This is a genomic window from Nostoc sp. 2RC (assembly GCF_014222165.1).
GTDB classification, from domain to species: domain Bacteria; phylum Cyanobacteriota; class Cyanobacteriia; order Cyanobacteriales; family Nostocaceae; genus Nostoc; species Nostoc linckia.
Genome location: NZ_JACKZU010000037.1, coordinates 13,906 through 33,275, shown reverse-complemented (window position 1 = coordinate 33,275; position 19,370 = coordinate 13,906). Strand labels below are relative to the sequence as shown.

Annotated in this window: 13 protein-coding genes; 6 read left to right on the top strand and 7 right to left on the bottom strand. The window is 41.5% G+C overall.

All coding sequences use genetic code 11. From position 1 onward, the window contains the following. Positions 1-502: 502 nt before the first annotated feature. Positions 503-652 carry a hypothetical protein gene (locus GNE10_RS06825; RefSeq protein WP_185564207.1) on the top strand — a complete coding sequence of 50 codons (150 nt, stop codon included), beginning with the start codon at positions 503-505 and terminating at the stop codon, positions 650-652. A gap of 77 nt (positions 653-729) precedes the next feature. On the opposite strand, the gene GNE10_RS06820 is transcribed toward GNE10_RS06825, so the two are convergent. Further along, entirely contained in the window at positions 730-6,564 is a 5,835-nt protein-coding gene (locus GNE10_RS06820; RefSeq protein ID WP_221642755.1) for an AAA family ATPase, read from the bottom strand. Between the two features lie 538 nt (positions 6,565-7,102). On the opposite strand from GNE10_RS06820, the gene GNE10_RS06815 reads away from it, so the two are divergent. Both GNE10_RS06815 and GNE10_RS06810 read left to right on the top strand, forming a co-directional pair. Further along, complete coding sequence (locus GNE10_RS06815) at positions 7,103-8,458, top strand: DUF697 domain-containing protein (RefSeq protein ID WP_099069717.1); 1,356 nt, start codon at positions 7,103-7,105, stop codon at positions 8,456-8,458. A gap of 358 nt (positions 8,459-8,816) precedes the next feature. After that, the gene (locus tag GNE10_RS06810; protein ID WP_099069718.1) at positions 8,817-9,071 is read left to right on the top strand and encodes a Calvin cycle protein CP12; all 255 of its coding nucleotides are present in this window, start codon (positions 8,817-8,819) and stop codon (positions 9,069-9,071) included. A 260-nt stretch (positions 9,072-9,331) separates the two neighbouring features. On the opposite strand, the gene GNE10_RS06805 is transcribed toward GNE10_RS06810, so the two are convergent. Together GNE10_RS06805 and GNE10_RS06800 are read right to left on the bottom strand one after the other, a co-directional pair. Continuing rightward, a complete protein-coding gene (locus GNE10_RS06805) occupies positions 9,332-10,150 on the bottom strand; it encodes a TlyA family RNA methyltransferase (protein WP_185564206.1) in 819 nt (272 codons plus the stop codon). Positions 10,151-10,220: 70 nt separating this feature from the next. Beyond that, positions 10,221-10,664 carry a DUF29 family protein gene (locus tag GNE10_RS06800; protein WP_185564205.1) on the bottom strand — a complete coding sequence of 148 codons (444 nt, stop codon included), beginning with the start codon at positions 10,662-10,664 and terminating at the stop codon, positions 10,221-10,223. 369 nt (positions 10,665-11,033) lie between these two features. Here GNE10_RS06800 and GNE10_RS06795 point away from each other — a divergent pair, with 369 nt between their 5' ends. Beyond that, positions 11,034-11,267 carry a Nif11-like leader peptide family natural product precursor gene (locus GNE10_RS06795; RefSeq protein ID WP_096534900.1) on the top strand — a complete coding sequence of 78 codons (234 nt, stop codon included), beginning with the start codon at positions 11,034-11,036 and terminating at the stop codon, positions 11,265-11,267. Positions 11,268-11,610: 343 nt separating this feature from the next. Here the strand turns inward: GNE10_RS06795 and apcB are convergent, their stop codons facing one another. Next, positions 11,611-12,120, bottom strand: a complete 510-nt coding sequence (gene apcB / locus GNE10_RS06790; protein WP_099069720.1) for an allophycocyanin subunit beta — start codon at positions 12,118-12,120, stop codon at positions 11,611-11,613. 357 nt (positions 12,121-12,477) lie between these two features. Here apcB and glnA point away from each other — a divergent pair, with 357 nt between their 5' ends. Beyond that, entirely contained in the window at positions 12,478-13,902 is a 1,425-nt protein-coding gene (gene glnA, locus GNE10_RS06785; protein WP_099069721.1) for a type I glutamate--ammonia ligase, read from the top strand. 272 nt (positions 13,903-14,174) lie between these two features. Here the strand turns inward: glnA and GNE10_RS06780 are convergent, their stop codons facing one another. Then, positions 14,175-14,375 carry a hypothetical protein gene (locus GNE10_RS06780; RefSeq protein WP_073638537.1) on the bottom strand — a complete coding sequence of 67 codons (201 nt, stop codon included), beginning with the start codon at positions 14,373-14,375 and terminating at the stop codon, positions 14,175-14,177. 837 nt (positions 14,376-15,212) lie between these two features. On the opposite strand from GNE10_RS06780, the gene GNE10_RS06775 reads away from it, so the two are divergent. Continuing rightward, the gene (locus GNE10_RS06775; RefSeq protein ID WP_185564204.1) at positions 15,213-16,112 is read left to right on the top strand and encodes a ferritin-like domain-containing protein; all 900 of its coding nucleotides are present in this window, start codon (positions 15,213-15,215) and stop codon (positions 16,110-16,112) included. 795 nt (positions 16,113-16,907) lie between these two features. Here the strand turns inward: GNE10_RS06775 and patX are convergent. Together patX and GNE10_RS06765 are read right to left on the bottom strand one after the other, a co-directional pair. Next, entirely contained in the window at positions 16,908-17,294 is a 387-nt protein-coding gene (gene patX / locus GNE10_RS06770; RefSeq protein ID WP_185564209.1) for a heterocyst-inhibiting protein PatX, read from the bottom strand. Between the two features lie 107 nt (positions 17,295-17,401). After that, a complete protein-coding gene (locus tag GNE10_RS06765; RefSeq protein WP_185564203.1) occupies positions 17,402-19,171 on the bottom strand; it encodes an FAD-dependent oxidoreductase in 1,770 nt (589 codons plus the stop codon). Between the last annotated feature and the right edge of the window lie 199 nt (positions 19,172-19,370).

The window sequence follows — 19,370 nt, the reverse complement described above, 5'->3', positions numbered from 1 at the left end:
CATCTCCCCATCTCCCCACTCCCTATTTTCCAGATAAAATCTTGAATTTTTCGGTATTTACTGAGATATGAGAGCCACTACTTCAGTATATTTTCATTAAAAATATTTTTTAGCGCCCAAAGATTAAAATTTATAAGAAGTCTTGACTTGCACCTTTGACATTCAAACATATAACTTCAATAATCTTAGTTACGTAAAAATTCGGAATTATATAGAAATCTGACTTGCATCTTGCTAAGTATACTGAGAGCTAAAACCTGTTGTGGCTAGCTCTAAGTCAGCTTGGCTGGGAAAAAACCAAATTGATTTCTATAGAAACTGGCGTTAACAGGGTTGTATGATGTTTTTCTCTAATTCCAAACCAAGCTTAAAAATTAGTCAAAAAAATAAAACTTCGAGTTTTTATACAACTCCAAATCACATAATACTACTCGTTGGATATTTGATTACTCTACCAATTTTGACTTTGATAACTTTATCCTTTTTATTGCCATTATTGTCTGTGTTCAGTACTAATTTATTCACCTCCGCAGGAAACTTACATTACTCGACATCAATTCCTTGGATAGATGATGCATCTGAATGCGAAGATACTGGTAGAGACTGGCGCGATCGCAAATGTTGGGATAACGAACACAGTCCTATGTTCTAACGTCTAACCGTCAACAGTCAACGGTCAACAATCTTCTATGGAATATTTTTTACTTGGAAGTCCCTAAGTCCTATTTATTATCGGATTGGAATCAAGATGACAAATTCTGTACCTTCACCGGGAGAAGAGTTACATTCCAGGTAACCGTGGTGTTTTTCTACTATAATTTGGTAGGCGATGGCCAGTCCCAAACCCGTACCTTTACCAACGGCTTTGGTAGTAAATAAATGGTCAAATATTTTTTGTCTTACTAATTCACTCATGCCAATACCGTTATCAGAAATTGAAATTTTTACTTGGTTATCTTTAACTACGGTAGTAATTGTAATTTTGTTGGTATTGGCTTTAATTTCTTCAAAACTACGTTTGTTATTTGATTCTTCTAAAGCATCAATAGCATTAGCAAGAATGTTCATAAATACTTGATTTAATTGCCCTGGAAAACACTCAATTTCAGGTAAATCGCCATATTCAGTTACCACTTCAATGGCTGGACGTTGTTCGTTAGCTTTCAGGCGATGCTTCAAAATTAAAATTGTGCTATCGATACCTTCATGAATATGAAATCTCACTTTATAATCTTTATCAGCACGTGAAAAAGTGCGGAGACTGGTGCTAATATTTTTTAATCTATCGCACGCTATTGTCATGGAATCAAATATTTTTGGTAAATCTTCTAAACTGTATTCCAGGTCAATCTCTTCAGCATGATCGATAATTTCATCACTTTTGTGGGGGAAAGTTTCTTGATAGAGTTTTAGGTGGTCAACAACATCCGCAACAGTGGGTTTAGCTTGTTTAATACTGGCAGCAATAAAACCCAAAGGATTATTCATTTCGTGAGCCACACCAGCAACTAAGTTACCCAAAGCAGACATTTTTTCGCTTTGGATCATTTGTAATTGGGCTTGTTGCAGACTTTGTAAAGCAGTTTCTAGTTCTTGGGCTTTTTGTTGAAGTTGGAATTGGGCAACTTTTTGTTCGGTAATATCATCTGCTAGAGAAGCAATTCCAACTAATTCACCATCCACATTCACAAGGGGATTGTTATACCACGCACAAATAATCATTTTGCCATCCTTGGTCACATTTTCATTGACGCTGTAATTACCGCCTTGTTGGGATATGATTTCGACGCTGACTCGTTCCATTTCTGGTTGAATCTTTTCAGGGATAATGAATTTGAATTCACGACCCAAAGCCTCTTGTTTGCTGTAACCAAAGATTCTTTCTGCTGCCGGGTTCCAGTCAGTAACGTGATAATTAGTATCCCATTCTATAACTGCTACTGGAGTTTGCTGAACTAATAATTTTAGCCGTTGCTGGGATGTTTGTAAGTCAGATTGTGTGGCACTCAGTTTATGAAGCGATCGCTCTAATTGTTGGGCATATTCCTGAGAACGTTCGTAAAGTCGGGCATTTTCTAAGGAAATTGCGGCTTGAGTGCAAAGGAGATTTAGTAATTCAACGCGATCGCTAGTGAATGCTCCCGTGGTTAAATTATTTTCTAGATATAAAATGCCCATCAACTTGCCTTGACGCAAAATCGGAGTACACAAAACACTCTTAGGCTGCTGGCGCATGATATACGGGTCGTTGGCTAAGACGGGATCTGTTGTGGCATCCACTAGGACAACAATCTGTTTGTTGTGCTTGACTTTGTAAATTAGCTTTAAGGGAATTTCCTGGCTGTCCTCAACAGGAATCCGCTGCAATATCACTGGCTGTGTTCCCTGGGTAATTGAGCCTTTAATTAGGAGGCGTTCGTCTCGCACCAGCATCAACACACATTTATCAGCCCCCGCATCTTCGATGACGATGGAAAGCAACGATGACATTAATTTTTCTAGTTGGATGTCACCGGAGATAGTTTGAGAAGCTTTGAGAATAGCTTTTAAATCTAGGATATCTGAGAGATTGCTGCTAGATGTGGGGTGACTGGTGCATGTAACACTTCCTAATGCAAAGATGGTTTCGTTGATGGAAAGGGGAGAACGGATTTGCTGTAATATCGGCCCAAGTAGTTGGGGATAGCGTTTTTCTAAATCAGCGACTTTGGCTTTTGCACCCCAGCGAGTGTAGGCGTAGTAAGCTTGAGTCATATACTCCTGAGCAATCCGTTCCTTGCCCCATTCCAGGTAAAACTTTGCTGCTAGTTCGTTGGCCAGTGCGGCAATTTGAGTAAAATCATTTTCTTTGGCTGCGGTAATAGCGCCATCGTAACAGGCGATGGCATCTGCATAGTTACCAGAAACTCTAGCCATTTCAGCCGCCAGCAACAGTGATTGATGTAAAAAGTTCTCTGGACAAGTCTGCGTCCAGGTTTCTAAAACTTGACGGTGTTGCTGCATCACATCCCAGTAATGCTGTTGTTTCTCTGGTGTTACTTGGGGATAAAGCCCGGCTAAACTCAGGGGATAATAAAAGTGGAATAAAATGATGGGAAACAAACCAAGATTAGAAGCCAGGGTTTTTTCAGCAATGGCAGCGACCTTCACGGCATCGGCATAGCGATGGTACAAGTACAATAGCTGGATTTTCAAGAAGCAATACCAATTGATCCCTGCCTCAAAATTATTCTTGTGCCAAACATCAAGGCAGAGAATCTGGCCATCTCCACCATCCACCAGTAAATCGGGTTTTGCCAACAAACCTTGCAGGTGTAAAAGAAATTGCTGTTGGAGGTGAAATGTATGGGTAATATTGACATTATTTACTTGTTGCACATAGCTCAAGTATTTCTCGGTTTCGCCATACACCTCTGATAGGCAATCGCCTTTTAACAGCATCGTCCAAATCAGACATATTACTGCCCAAACGCCAAACCCAAGATCCCCTGTTTCATAACTGATGTGAAGAGATTGTTGGTAAACTGCTAAGTTTTCAACTAGTGGTCTATTGTAGGGATTGATTGCATGACCAAAAACGTTATTAGTTTTGGGAATGAACTTGGCGCTATTGAATTGGCCATCAAGCTTTCGTCCCAAGGTGGCGAACTCATAAGCACTGCGATAGTCTCCCTGAATCGTCAGCATCATCCCATACAAACAATAAGCACAGCCGGAACTTTCGGCATTGCCATAGGTTAATGAAGTATGAACCATTAACAGGATGCTGAGAATGGTCAGTGCTTGATTGCCACCGGTATAAGCAGCTCCCCAAAGATCGGGGAGGATTGACATACATACCTTTTTCTGTGCGTCGGTCATCGCAGGCAGATAAAATAAATCTGCGGGTTGCACAGTTGCCAGTTTGGAATGGATTTCCTGGAGTATGCTTTCAATCAGCGCTTGCTGACCTTCATCGGTTGCCGGAATGTTCATGCCCATAACACTCAAACCACTGAGTGCAGCTTCATAAGCGGCGAGTATATTTTCTCCGTGATTGGATTTCAGGGCTAGTTGCAAGCCATAAATTTCTGCGAGATGGAATTTATTCTCAGCGTACTGTAATGCCCGATGGAAGAGTCGCTCTGCTTCCTCAAAGCGCCCTACGATGTATTCGCACTCTGCACATTCCCGATAAAGTTTAAAGGTGAGGTCGTAGGCAGTTTGCCAACTATCTTCGGGAAGGATTTTCATGCCGATGGCGCAGTATTTCATCGCTGCTTTGTAGGCTGTGGAAACTTTAGCTTTTTTGCCAGCAATCAAATTTAACTGAGCTAACTCATAGCGATCGCTTATTTCATCGATGAGAGCAATTCCGTTGTTCAACTGATTGACAATATCAAAAACATGCAGTTCTAAAGTTTCAGGTGTTGTATTTTGCAACAGCAATTGCCCAATTTTCACATGAGTGGCTTGCTTTTGGTCGTCAGGAATCAGAGAGTAAGCAGCTTGCTGGACGCGATCGTGCAGGAAACGATAGGTGGGATTGACTGTTTCTTGTACCTGGCATTGTTGTCCACCGTGAAAAAACTTGTAAATTTGACTTGTGGGTAAAATCAAACCTTCTTGCAAGGCTTTCCACAATGCTGTTGCAATGTGAGTTGCTGGTTGTTCGGAAACAATGGCCAATGTCTCTAAATCGAACTGTGCCCCCACACAAGCAGCTAGCTTCAGTATCTCTTGAGTGATTTGTGGCAACTTTTGTAATTGCCGCGCCATGAACTGAACTACATCATCAGTGAGGGAGAGCAATTTCACTGACACTATATCGCACTGCCAGTGTCCAACTTGCAGGTCATAGGCAATGTAACCCTCTTGATGCAAGGCTTTGAGAAATTGGGTAGCAAAAAAGGGATTGCCTTTGGTTTTTTGATAAACTAACTCGGAGACCGGTTGCGCCATAATTGTGGAACAACTGAGGGTGTCGGCCACCAAACAATCGATCTGAAATTTACTTAAGGGGGCGAGGGTAAAAGTACTGATGGTTGCTAAAGCTTTCTTCATCTCCTCCAGTGTCAGCATTAGGGGATGGGTGGGAAAGACTTCGTTATCTCGGTATGCCCCAATCATCAGCAAACAGCCCTCCTTGCTTTGATTCATCAACACTTGCATCAGCTTCAGCGAGGCTGAATCTGCCCACTGCAAGTCATCGAGGAACACTACTAAGGGGTGTTCTAGTGTTGCGAACACAGCGATGAATTTCACAAATAGCAAGTTGAAGCGGTTCTGGGCTGCACTACCTGAGAGTTCTGACACTGCTGGTTGCTTGCCAATAATCTGTTCGAGTTCGGGAATAACTTCTATGAGGACTTGCCCATTTTCACCCACAGCACCAAGGATTTTGTTTTTCCACTGCGCCAGCTGACTATCATTTTCACTCAATAGTTGTTCCATTAAATCTCGGAAGGCTTGGACAAAGGCGCTGAAGGGGATGTTGCGGTTAAATTGGTCGTATTTACCTTTGATAAAGTAACCGCACTGTCGCACAATTGGCTTATGCACTTCGTTGACAACTGCGGTTTTTCCAATCCCCGAAAATCCAGCAACCAATATCATTTCTGTAGCCCCAAGACTCACTCGATGGAAGGCTTGGAGTAAGGTTGAGACTTCGGTTTCTCGACCATAAAGTTTATCGGGAATCATAAAGCGATCGCACACATCGCGCTGTGCAATTTTAAAGTTCTCAATGTAACCCGTTGCTATTAATTGCTGTAAACAATTCTCCAAATCGAATTTCAATCCCAAGGCACTTTGATATCTATCTTCAGCATTCTTAGCCATCAATTTGCTGATGATTTGGGAAATCACCGGAGGAATTTCACAATTAATTTCGTGTACTAATGGTGGTACTTTGGCAATGTGACAATGTACCAATTCCATTGGTTCATTTGAAGCAAAAGGTAACTCTCCCGTGAGTAATTGATAGAAAGTGACACCCATTGCATAAAAATCAGTGCGATAGTCAATCTTGCGATTCATTCTCCCTGTTTGTTCTGGAGAAATATAAGCCAGCGTTCCTTCCAAAATATTTGGATTGACAAAGGTTTGAGTTTCCCTTGGTAATAAAGAAGCAATACTAAAATCAACTAATTTAACTTGTTTCGTGTGGGGATTGATTAAGATGTTACTGGGTTTAATATCTTTATGAATAATGCGTTCGCGATAAAGTATATCTAAGGCATTGCACAGAGCGATCGCTATTTCTAAAAATTTCTCTAAACAACCAATATGATTGTTGACAAAATAATCTTTCAGGGAAATTCCCCCAAAGTCTTCCATGACTAACGTATAGCCATTTGGGTAGGGTTCTAGGCTATAGGTTTGGATAATTTCAGGATAGTTGAGATTTTTAGCGATGGTATATTGATTGCGAAATTGTAAGACTTCGCTAAAGCTGGGATAAAGATTCTTTAAAACCTTGATGACTACTGGTAATAAATCAATTTCTCTAACAGCTCGGTAAACCAGTGTTCTGGAACCATCATAAAGTTTTTCGCCCACCTGATATCCAGGAATGTTAATCATATATGCCAATATGCCAAATCTTCAACACCAGATTTATTATTCCCAAATCAAATGTGAATTTTGGAATGGCTACATTGCTATAGGAATCCGATTTGATTAATAGACTTCTTGCAAAAGTGGGGAAAAGGGTAAGGGGTAAAGGGGAAAGGCAAATAAACACCCTTTTCCCTAGCCACTACCAACAGTTTTATTTTCAAGGCAGATCTAATGAACATATTTGTTGGGGAGGGAAGTCTCAGAACTTTGGAGATATTAGGATATATATAACCTTTTACTCTCTTCCTTTGTTGGAAGGGCAGGCATCTGTTGAGCATGAATATTGAGTATAAAAATATATCCAAAAACATGCTCCAATCCTGAAATAGAGTAACTGAGCATTAAATTCAGTTATCAGTCCTGACAGCGTATGGTGTGGCGTGACAGCGCACCAACACCTGACACCAATTGGTGGGGGATACCAAACCCAGGGATTTAACTCATGACTGTTCGCTGTTAAAAGAGCATTTTTCCGAAAGTGAAAGCTGAAAATATTGATAATATGTCGAGTTCGCGTAATCTGCAAGAAACTCACTTAAACCGTGCCCGCGCCAGTCTCAGACAGGCGCTATCTTGGTATGGCTATCTTCGTAAATCAGGACAGCTTTCATCTAACCCAGAATTGGCATCTTTTGTGAAACCAGAATTAGAAACTCTTAACTCCACACTCAACAAACTAGACTCTAACGTAATTAGAATTGCTGCCTTTGGTTTGGTGAGTCGTGGTAAGTCAGCGGTTTTAAATGCTTTGTTGGGAGACAAAATTCTGCAAACTGGGCCTTTGAATGGTGTCACTCAATGGCCTCGTTCGGTACGCTGGCAGCCCGGTAATAAGGTATTAGTAGAGTTAATTGATACACCAGGATTAGATGAAATTGAGGGCGAATCACGGGCAGATATGGCACGGGAAGTAGTGCGACAAGCTGATTTGATTTTGTTTGTTGTTTCCGGTGACATCACACGTACTGAGTATCAAGCATTGCTAGAATTAAGGCGATCGCAAAAACCTTTGATTTTGGTGTTTAACAAAATAGATTTGTACCCAGATACAGACAAGGCAGCAATTTACGAAAATTTACAACAACTCGGTGCTGGATATTCCCAAGCAAAACCCTTGCTACCCGATGAAATTGTCATGGTGGCGGCGGAACCAGCACCAATGGAAGTGCGGGTTGAATGGCCTGATGGTAGCGTTACCTATGAATGGGAGACACCACCACCGCAAGTGGATGAACTCAAGCACACAATTTTGAACATTCTAAATCGCGAAGGCCGATCCCTTTTAGCTTTAAATGCACTCGTCCAAGCACGAGACGCAGAAGAATCCATCGCCCAAAAAACCATTGATTTACGCCAACAAGAAGCCGAAGATATCATCTGGCAATTTACCAAATACAAAGCTTTAGCAGTAGCCCTGAATCCCATCGCCTTTTTAGATATCCTGGGGGGAACTGTTGCCGATTTAGCTTTAATTCGCGCTTTAGCTCGCTTATATGGGCTACCAATGACCAGTTATGAAGCAGGGAAAATTCTCAAAACGATTTTATTGAGTTCTGGTGGCTTACTTCTGGGAGAATTAGGTAGTAGTTTTGTGTTGGGTTTGGGTAAGAGTACAGCAGCGATCGCTAGCGGTGACAATCCCACAAATATTACAGCCTTTGCTGGTAGTGCCATCGCCCAAGCTGGAATCGCTGGTTATGGTGCATACTCCGTTGGCAAAGCCGCCCAAGTCTATCTCGAAAAAGGCTGCACCTGGGGACAATTGGGCGCTAGCAGCGTCATTCAAGAAATTCTCTCTCAAGTTGACCAAAACACAATTCTGTATCGTTTGCAACAAGAATTAGGGATGAAGTATTGAGAATAACTAATAATTGTTTCTCATTTGTTACCCTTTATAAGCGTTTATCAACTTCTATCAAACTCTTATGACAATCCATTGCAATTCCCAATTTGCAATGCAACATTGAGAACATGACTATCTTTGCTATTAACCGTCAACAATCAACAAACCGAGTGATTGTGAATTTCAAAGCGCGTTAGTTTAGCTTTTTTCAGCAAAGATCGCCATAGGGTAATCCCCACTTAAGTTTGCTAAAAGATTGCGGTGTTTACACCATTTGATTTTGGTAAGCATATCTAAACTGTAAATGTGAGTTTTCTAAGGTCATTAGAATCTCTGCCCTTGATTGATATCTTTGGAAACATCAGGTAACGACATGACAACAACCTTAAACGTAAATCAAACTGCTACAACTCTTGAGCAAGCTATTTTTGAAGCCATTAATGAAGCTCGTACAACCTGTGAGTTAAATGGCAGTAATTCTGCTAATTGTGCCGTCGCTTGGGATATCGTGGAAGAATTGCAAGCTGAAAAATCTCATCAACATCAAGCAGAACAACACAAAACCTCTTTGGATAAGTATTGCGATCGCCATCCTGATTCTGTAGAGTGTCTAATATACGACGTTTAGGAAGAAAGAATCCAGAATTCAGAATTCAGAATACAGAATTCAGAATCAATTCTGTACGAGTCACTGATAAATCTTTAGGTTGAAATATCCACTAAATCTTGATTGCGTAAGGCTATGCGAAAGTTAGTGATTTTTAATTTATTCTGTATTCTGTATTCTTCTTCAACTAAATTTTTACTGCCGAATGCTACGCGAAAGATTTAGTGGTTTTTAATTTATTCTGAATTCTGAATTCTAAATTCTGTATTCTCCATTCTTCTTCAACTTTTTCGCAAATCAACTGTTGCTAATTGAACAATTTGCTTAATCTCTTCTAAATCAAGCGATGGTGTTTCACTTTCCATCTCCAACCATAGGAGAAATTCTATATTTCCAGCCGGGCCAGTAATTGGCGACCAAGTTAAGCCTTTGTGTTTCCATCCTAATTTTTGAGCGGCTTGCAACACTTGGAAAATAGCGTCAGCTTGGTCATTAGGATCGCGCACAACTCCTTTTTTTCCCACACGGGATTTCCCGACTTCAAATTGTGGCTTAACTAACAATATAGCTTCTCGATTTGCTTGAGTTAGCTCCCATAAAGCAGGGAGAATTTTAGTTAAGGAAATAAACGACACATCCACCACAGCTAAATCGGGAATCGGGTCATTTTCACCATACAAATCATTTGGTCGTAGCTGTCGTAAATTGGTGCGTTCGCGCAAAATTACTCGCGAATCATTTCTTAAGAGCCAGTCTACTTGTCCATAACCAACATCAATACCATAAACTAGTTTTGCCCCAGCTTGTAATAAACAATCTGTAAAGCCACCTGTAGAAATTCCCCCATCCAAACAAACGCGTCCAGTGACGGGAATGGCAAACACTGTCAAAGCTTTGGAGAGTTTTTCACCACCTCTAGAAACAAAGGGCGATCGCTCTTTAATATTGATTTTAGCTGTTATATCAACTTCTGTACCTGGTTTATCAACTATCTGCTGATTAACAGTCACTTCCCCCGCCTGAATTAACCTCTGTGCCAAGGCGCGGGAAGTACATAAATTTAAATCTACTAATAATGTATCGAGTCGTTGTTTAGCCAATTGACACCAAAGTAAAGGGGACTGGATATTGAGGATTAGGGAATGGGTGCCAAATCAAAAAGACAATTTTCTAATTATTATAACTTGATTGTGCCGGTAAGATTAAATCTAAAGCACGATTAATAGTTTCTTCGCCATTAACCAGCTTCTCTAACTCTTGGACTTCATAACGTCCTTCTTCAACTTCTAGAGAAGCCTCATCAATAGCGTTTAAATAAGCTTCCTCTAAAGTTTCCCTGAGTTGTTCTCGTGTCAAATAATAACCACCAGCTTGACGCCGCTTATTTTCTCGCTGAATTTCCCGAATTGAATTCCGAATGTAAACTTCCCAAGAGCGAGTCGTGCGATTTTCAGCTTGTTGTTTAATTAGATGTAACAACAGAATCACTGCATAACTACGAATCGTCTTGATGATATCATTTGAACTCATTTCCTCTAATTCTTCCACTATCATCAAAGTAGATGGAATATCACCTTGAAGAAGCAAGTCTTTTAAAGTTAATAGTTCTTCCATAATTACCGCCTCAAACATCGGCAACTTCCATAGCAATCTTAAATCATTGCTGAAAAGTTAGATCCCCGACTTGTTTAACAAGTCGGGGATATGGACTTCGACAATCCAAGACTTTTCGCCAAATCCCAAATTTTACAAGTCCCGATCAATAATGCTACTGTCTGAGGACTGAATTTTACAAATAAGATGTTAAATTTTAGCCTAAATGTTATATTTTTCTGTCAAAATTAACACCTTTTTGTTTTTTGTTTCTAAGATGAAACTTAATATGCTGAATTGGAAAGTTATTTACAAAATTTTGTGAAGGCGCAGGCATCAAATTACTGCATTCAATTCAAACCTGATATTTAAAACAGGAGATGGGCTAACATGACACAGCAAAATGCTGCCCGACTTTTTGAAGCCGTCAAGCGAGATCAAGCATTACAAGAGAAGCTCAAAGCAACAGCTAATCCAGAAGCTTTTATTAAGATTGCTCGCGAACGTGGCTATGAATTCACCCCTGAAGAACTAGACAGAGAAATCGACAAATTGTCAGAAGAAGATTTAGCCAACATCGTCAATCCAGGATGGGGAACTAGACGCCATCTCAATCCTAGATAATTCCTACTTTAGAAAACTTAAAGTCTAGAAACAACAAAATTTTCTAAGCAAGTTATAAATCAAAACAATAGCATGGTTGTTGAGTGTCAACAGCTATGTTATTTTTTATTGCTTTGGATCTGTGAAGATTTGCAAATTGCGTAGGCGTAGCCCACAGCAGGCATTAGTCGAAAACAACTCCAAAAACACAGCTTCAATGTAGCAAAATTATTTTACAGAGGTGCGATCGCTAAATTGAAACAGCAAATTGAGGCTTCATAGAAAAGCGATCGCACTTGAATTTTAGAGGGCGATCGCTATTTATCATTAGTTGTAGCGTTGGTCGAAGACGCCACCCTAAAATCTAAACATCAATCTCGCTCAACTCGCGTGTGATGTGATCGAATGGTTCGTCTACAAAAGCAGTGTTAGCCACACCTGCTGCTGCTACTTGTTCCTTAGCTAAATCCTTGAGTATTTGCACGCCACGAACCGTCGGCCCGATGGGTACTCCTAAAGAATTGTAAGTTTCTCGCAGACCTTGTAAGACTCGTTCATCTAACACATTTGTATTTCCAGCAACCAACGCATAAGTGGCGTAGCGCAAGTAATAATCTAAATCCCGCAAACAAGCCGCATAACGACGGGTTGTATAAGAATTTCCACCGGGACGAATCAGTTCCGGCAGTTCTTCGTATAACTTTAAACCAGCCTGCTTGACAAGTCCCGCTGCATTAGAATTAATTGCCGCAGCCGCTTGTACTCGTGCTGTGCCACTATTAAAGTAAGACTTTAGACTATCAAGCGCATTCCGGTCAAAATACCGACCAGCCACGTCATAATTCTTAATTAAACTTGTTACCGCATCGCGCATTCCTTTTTCTCCCAATCGTTGCTATCTATGGTTTGATATTTATTTGGCTGCATTTATGCAACAGTAAATTTTTGTGCTATTAAAAATAGATTCGGCACAAAAACAATCTATCCACTACATAAGGATTCTATGCCAAAGTTGACCCCTATGTGATGAACTTTCCAGTTTTGTACAGACGATCGGCGAAAGGTTAATATAACCTGTAATCCAGATATCTGTAACACAAACTACAAAATACCCTAATATCTAGTATTTAAGATATTTCAGGTGTGTCACGGCTTGATTGAGATCAGCAGGGCTAGGATGTTTTGGAAGATTCTGGTTTTACTTTAGGAAATTGGTACAGAAGGAGTAACAATGACAACCCCACAAGAAGTCTTGAATTTAATCCAAGACCAAAAAATTCAGCTGATCGATCTCAAATTCATTGATACAGTAGGGACTTGGCAGCACCTCACTGTGTACTACAACCAAATCGATGAAAGTTCATTCACTGATGGCGTACCTTTTGACGGTTCCAGTATCCGGGGTTGGAAAGCGATCAACGAATCGGACATGACGATGGTACTCGATCCCAACACTGCTTGGATCGACCCATTCATGGAAGTACCAACGCTAAGTATAGTTTGTAGTATTAAGGAACCCCGCACGGGTGAATGGTATAACCGTTGTCCACGGGTAATTGCTCAAAAAGCAGTAGACTACCTAGTTTCCACTGGTATTGGTGATACAGTCTACTTTGGCCCTGAAGCTGAGTTCTTCATCTTTGACAATGCTAGGTTTGCTCAAACCGCCAACGAAGGCTACTACTTCTTAGACTCCGAAGAAGGTGCTTGGAATTCTGGTAAAGCAGGTACAGCTGAAAAACCCAACTTGGCTTACAAACCACGCTTCAAAGAAGGTTACTTCCCAGTTTCGCCGACGGATTCTTTCCAAGATATCCGTACAGAAATGCTGTTGACAATGGCAGACTTAGGTGTACCCATTGAAAAGCATCACCATGAAGTTGCTACAGGTGGTCAGTGCGAATTGGGTTTCCGCTTTGGGAAGTTGATCGAAGCTGCTGACTGGTTGATGATTTACAAATATGTCATCAAAAACGTTGCTAAAAAATACGGCAAAACCGTCACCTTTATGCCAAAACCAATTTTTGGCGACAACGGTTCGGGAATGCACTGTCACCAGTCCATCTGGAAAGATGGTCAACCTCTATTCGCAGGTGACAAGTATGCTGGTTTGAGTGAAACAGCACTGTATTACATTGGCGGTCTTCTCAAACACGCACCAGCACTGTTAGCAATTACCAACCCTAGTACCAACTCTTACAAGCGCCTAGTACCTGGTTATGAAGCACCAGTTAACTTGGCTTACTCCCAAGGTAACCGTTCTGCTTCTATCCGTATTCCTTTGTCTGGAAATAACCCCAAAGCTAAGCGGTTAGAATTCCGTTGTCCAGATGCCACTTCTAACCCCTACTTAGCGTTCGCTGCGATGCTTTGTGCTGGTATTGATGGCATCAAAAACAAAATAGATCCTGGTTCTCCCTTAGATAAGAATATCTATGAACTCTCTCCAGAAGAACTGGCGAAGGTTCCTTCAACCCCAGGTTCTTTGGAATTGGCCTTAGAAGCACTAGAAAACGACCACGCTTTCTTGACAGAATCAGGCGTCTTCACAGAAGACTTTATCCAAAATTGGATTGACTACAAGCTGGCTAACGAAGTCAAGCAGTTGCAGCTACGTCCTCATCCCTACGAGTTTTACCTCTATTACGATGCTTAATTAGGGGCTGCCGAATAAAAAACATTCAATTTTTTGTGGGGTGAACATCTTGGCTACCCATAGCAAAGGGTGGGCCAGACGCCCACCCCACAAGATTGGAAATTTATTCGTTGGTAATCCCTTAAGCACCGTATTTAACTAAAAGTTTCAATTTTGCCACCTTGGAGGGTGGCTTTTTTCTCAGTTGAGCAGCTATTTTTTAGTGTTGGGTATGGGGCATTGAGAAGAGGCTCCAGGGGAAAAACTCATCTCCCCATCTCCCCATCTCCTCACTAACTCATCGTCGCGTTGCTGCGTCCATAAATCATCCGCGTTGTTGCATCTATCTTCCCTTGAATAGGGTTCCAGTAGTGAGATGCTTCTTCAGGAAGACCAAGTTCTTGTGCAGCACGCATCAGCATCGATTGTTGGCGATTCTTGACTTGCTGATGTTCGCGAACCATTAATGCACGAGATTTTTCTGCAATAGACATAACCATAGTCCTCCACGCTTTTGTAGTGAATATATATTTTTGGGTTCTTTTCTATGACTAATATAACAGAAAAAACTGTAACATAAGCTACTATTTTGCATTGAATTTAGAAATTCCATATTTTTCAGGCGAGTGCATATCGATTAAAAAGCTTTAAAAATAAAGCTTTTAGCGGTTTAACTTGTCAAAATTATTGTTCAAAACCACTAACATTTTTTACAAAAGTTTATATTTTGCAGTCTGATATTATTAAGTGGAGATTGATTAAGGGAACTCCAAAAAATAAATTATTCTGGTTCCCGTCGTTGAACGCCAGTTGGTTCTCCTAAGGGAGACGCCACGAGTAGCTTGGTTAAGAGGAGGGAAGCCTCTTAACCCATCCAACGCACTGGCTCCTGTTGACCCTTCTCCTATGGTCGCCGCTACGCGGAGTGTCCCGGAGGGAAGCTGGTACGACTTTGCTCAGGGTTAAAGCTGAGCCAAGTCGAAGCCTTGACTGCTGAGTGTCAACCGTCAACGGTCAACAGATAACAATCTTCTGTGGAATATTTTTTTACTTGAAAGTCCCTAACTCATCCCCCGGCTTTACGTGCTGAGGATTTTGACTTAGTAGTATTTATACGGTATTTTTTGTGTTTAATAATACTAATAATTATTGACCAATGACTAATGACTAAGACGGCAATTCATCCCATCCCCAGAAAGAATAGGCTTTTTCGCCGTTTTTCGGTAATTTGTTTTTTGAAGTTTATTGTTTTTCGGTAATACAGTAGGAATACGGCACTGACAAAAAAGTAAGTTAGGATCGTGTAAGTTTACAAAACTTTATATAAGTTTATGACAGTCACTTACCCACGTAAATTTCAGAATGCCTTGGGTGCAAGGGAAATCTTGAAACGAGTGGTATGCGATCGCCAGATCCACTTAATTACCCTCAATCGCTACCGCTACAGCGAACAACGCAGTTGTAAAGACCTGACTGACTTAATCGAGGAACTGAATGGACAGCCACCAGAATTAGTGCGGGATTTGTCTCATCACATCTCGGACGAAGCTCGCCATGCTATGTGGCTGACTGATTTACTCATCGAATTAGGAAGCGATGTAGGAACTCCCCCCGGAACTTCCTATATTGATGAATTCGATCGCCTGCTCGACAAAGACGCCTACGATCCAAAACGTAACTTAGACGACTGGATGATTGCTGCTCTGACAGCAATTAACATCACTGAAAAACGCGGTTGTGAATATTTTTCTGCACACATTTACGCTCTCAAGCAAGCGCCACAAACAGAAGAAAACATCAAAATCCGGCAAACAATTGAAAAGATTTTGCCAGAGGAAGCAGGACATGTACGCTGGGGTAACCGTTGGTTAGCAGAACTGGCGCGTAAAAGTCCAGAACATCGCCAAAAAATAGAGCAAGCGAAGCGAAAATATACTGCAATTGAACAGGCGGCCTTTGAATCGGGAATGGATATCACCTTGGGGGCCGAACTGCGCCGAGTTGCCAACTTGCTGGAAGTTGCAAATAACATGCCCCTTTGGCAACGTCCTCAGTACCTGATGGAACGCTTACCCCAGACTTTGTTAGCACCTGAGTTGCAGTTTACTAGGATTCAAGCCGCACAAAAAGCTTGGCAGCGCGATCCACAAGCGTTTTTCGAGAAATTTGTACCCATGTTCCTCAACGGTATCGAGCGAATAGAAGATAATCGCCAGAAAACAACCGTTTGAAGTGAAGGAATAGGGAGTGGGGAGATGAGGAGATGAAGAGATGGGGAGATGATAGTTATCAGTTATCTGTTGACTGTTGACTGTTCACTGCCCCACGGCTCATGCCCAATAATTATGTCAGAACTTACGCAGCGAAATTATTTGTTGAGGTCGGGAATAGGGCATAGGGCAAACAGGGGATTTTTTCTTGCCCAATGACGCCACTTGCTACAAGTCGGGCATTACCCGCAAGGACGCAGTGGCTCTCCTATGACGCCAGTTGCTTTCCTGTGGTCTTGCATCAGAAAGCAACTGTTTCCCTATCCCCAGCCCAAACCCTTAATTTTTCGTTGACCATGCGTAAGTCCTATATGTATTGATGTAGGTAACCAGCTACTCAATCTGTAAGAAAACTTATTTGGGAATAAAGAGAAGTTGCCTTAAGTTTTTTCCCCAATTAGCAAAATGTCGGAATTAGATGTGTTTTAAATTAATTGATAACCTAAGTAACATCTGTTTCTAAAGTAGTTGAGGTTGAGACGCAGAGCTTCCCAGAAATAAGAGTAACAGTTTTGTGGTTTTTGATGAGTTGGTAATACTGTAGTTCGAGACAATTGATTGAATTTGCCTTTTGATTTCCAGGTTTTATGCCAACTATTACATACAGCAAATTTTAGTTGAAATACTACGCGATCGCTGAAGATTTTCGGATGTTAACTGTATATATCTCTGCCACCAAAACCACCAAAAAAATATTAGCGCAACACTTGTTTTCTAGTAATTAGCTTTGCCAAAACGTCCATTATCCCACAGCTATTAAACAATAGCGTAGAAATTTTTGGCGAATTTTTGCATTACTTCTCTGCGCCCACTACCGCGATGACGTGGCGCATCATCTGGATTTTGGTCGGATTGTGCCGAGAGGAACTTTTGCCAAGCAGGCATCGAAAGCAGCCAATTGTCTTGGAAAGTTGAGCCACTGCATTGGACGGGTCTTTCGGCTTGTTCGCTCTTAGCGTTCCCGTAGGATAGCAAGTGGCGTTTGTTTGCCCTTGGTATTGCTGGAAGGCGTCGTAGTTTGGGAAAAGTTGCAGAATCGTCTACAGACTTTCTGCTTGTTAAGTGATTGTCCATTGCTTGGCAGTTGGAAGCTAAGGGGCCGAACACCAGACTCGAAACTAAAAGTGAAATGGCAGCACGCATAGCAGATGTCTATTTTGGAACTCTCCACTTCACTGATACTTAGCTTTTCTAGGAATATCCGGACAATTCATCAAAAAGTATTGTGTTTTACTGAAAATAAACTACTCTTATCCTTCACTTAAATGTTCGACTAATAACCAATTACTGAAGTGATTTTCACGACCCCATACTGTAATTAATTGTTGGTCGGGATAAGCGTGTAACTGTTCATTGATATGCGATCGCAAAGTCACAAGCTGCCAATTTTTACCTTGATATAAGGCGGGAGCAGTGACAGTGAATCTGTATTCCTGATGACCAATGCGGTAGAAAATACCTTGAAAACACTTGTTTTTTGAGATTAAGACCTCATTAACATTAGATTCAAAGTAGTTATCCGTAGATAGCCCAGGACAATCACCACTAGCTGGATAGGCTAATGGGTTATTTAAGTAATACAGTTGGCGATGCAGCCAATCCGAACGATTAGGCGATAAATTAAAAAAAGGTATGATTATTGCGTTTGAGCGGTTGTCTTGTAGTAAAGCCGCTTGTAGATCCCTGACAGGTAAATCCCTTGGTTGGCAGTTTAACTCAACACACATCGCCGCCGCCATTCCCGCTGCTTGACCAATGCCCATAACCACTGGTTGTAATCTGGTTGCGCCATTGGCAATGTGGGAAACGGAAATATTCTTTTCACAAACGAAGAAACCATCCGTTGTGGCTGGAATTAGACAACTGTAGGGAATTGTAAAGGGAGTCCCAGTCCAGCGTCCCCCCCATTGGATAGATTTTGGTTGCAGTGGAAATTGAACGCCAGGATAATGATGGTCATTGGCGTAATTACCAACAGCAATTGCATCATTAAATATAGATGCAACTCTACCTCCAGCAACAGGCAAAATATCCTGTTCGCGGATAGTAGTTAGCCCCACTAAGCGCCGGCTTTCCCGGTAATAGGGATGCAGTGCAAAAGCTTTTTGAGTATGGGGAAATACTTCTCTGGCTAAACCATAGCGACGGCCGAGTTGATGTTGAATATAATGGGCAAAATTTTGACTGTGCCAGCGTGATTCTTGGATAAATTCACCTCTGGTTACCTCTGACTTTATCAGCCGCCCTACCCCTTGGCCGTAGTCATTGCCACAAATTGGCCAATTTATCATGAAGCGATCGCCAGGTAAACGTCCATAATTTAAAAATGTCTCTGCTCCATAACCGTCCCAAGCACCTGCAAATAAGGATGGATTATAGTTGGGGGCGGTCGGAATTTGTGGAGCAACGGCTTCACCAAAGTCTTGCATAATCACCACATAAGTGGGCGCTTGCACCGGATATCTCTCGGTTAAAGAGTTAAATTTTACCGGGGCACTGGGTTCTCCCCACTCAGATTGCAATTCCCAACCCCAACGGTAAGGAATGTCAGCTAAAGCCAATAAATCTCCTAATTCTGTGGCGTCGAGAATAATTTTGGCTGTGACAGCAAAATCCGCAAAGCGCACACCAGTAATGCGATCGCGTTGCCGATAAACTTCTAAAGGCACTTGCAAAGAAATCCAATGAAGATTTGGCAATTCCTTCACCCAATCAGCAAAAATCTCTGCCCCAATGCAGGGATCGTAACTAAAAAAGCTTACCCAACAGTTATCTAATCCCCCTGGTTGTCGATGTCGTAATTCCTGTAAAAAAGCACCCCACAACCCTGTTTGGAAAGCTTCTAATTCATTGCCATCGGGTGCAGATACTCCGGCTGAAGTCAGCATTCCCCCCAACCAAGGAAATTCACTCACCAAAATAGTTTTAGCTCCCCGTCGCGCTGCTTGGATAGCAGCAGCAGTCCCTCCAGTTCCACCACCAACAACTAAGACATCTGCTGTATATGTTTGATGAACCATATCCAAATCCTTTGCCAAATGCTATTTGGCTGATTTCAGTTGTTCCTGGCCTCTGCTTTTTTAAGCTGAGTTTGCCACTCACCTGCATCAGCTTTTGTCAAGTTTAAATTGATGGATAAGTAAGCTGTTCTATATCTGGGGAATTCGTCGAAGGCACTAGTAGTACGCCAAGGCAACTTGGCTCTTTAAAGGTGAAGGG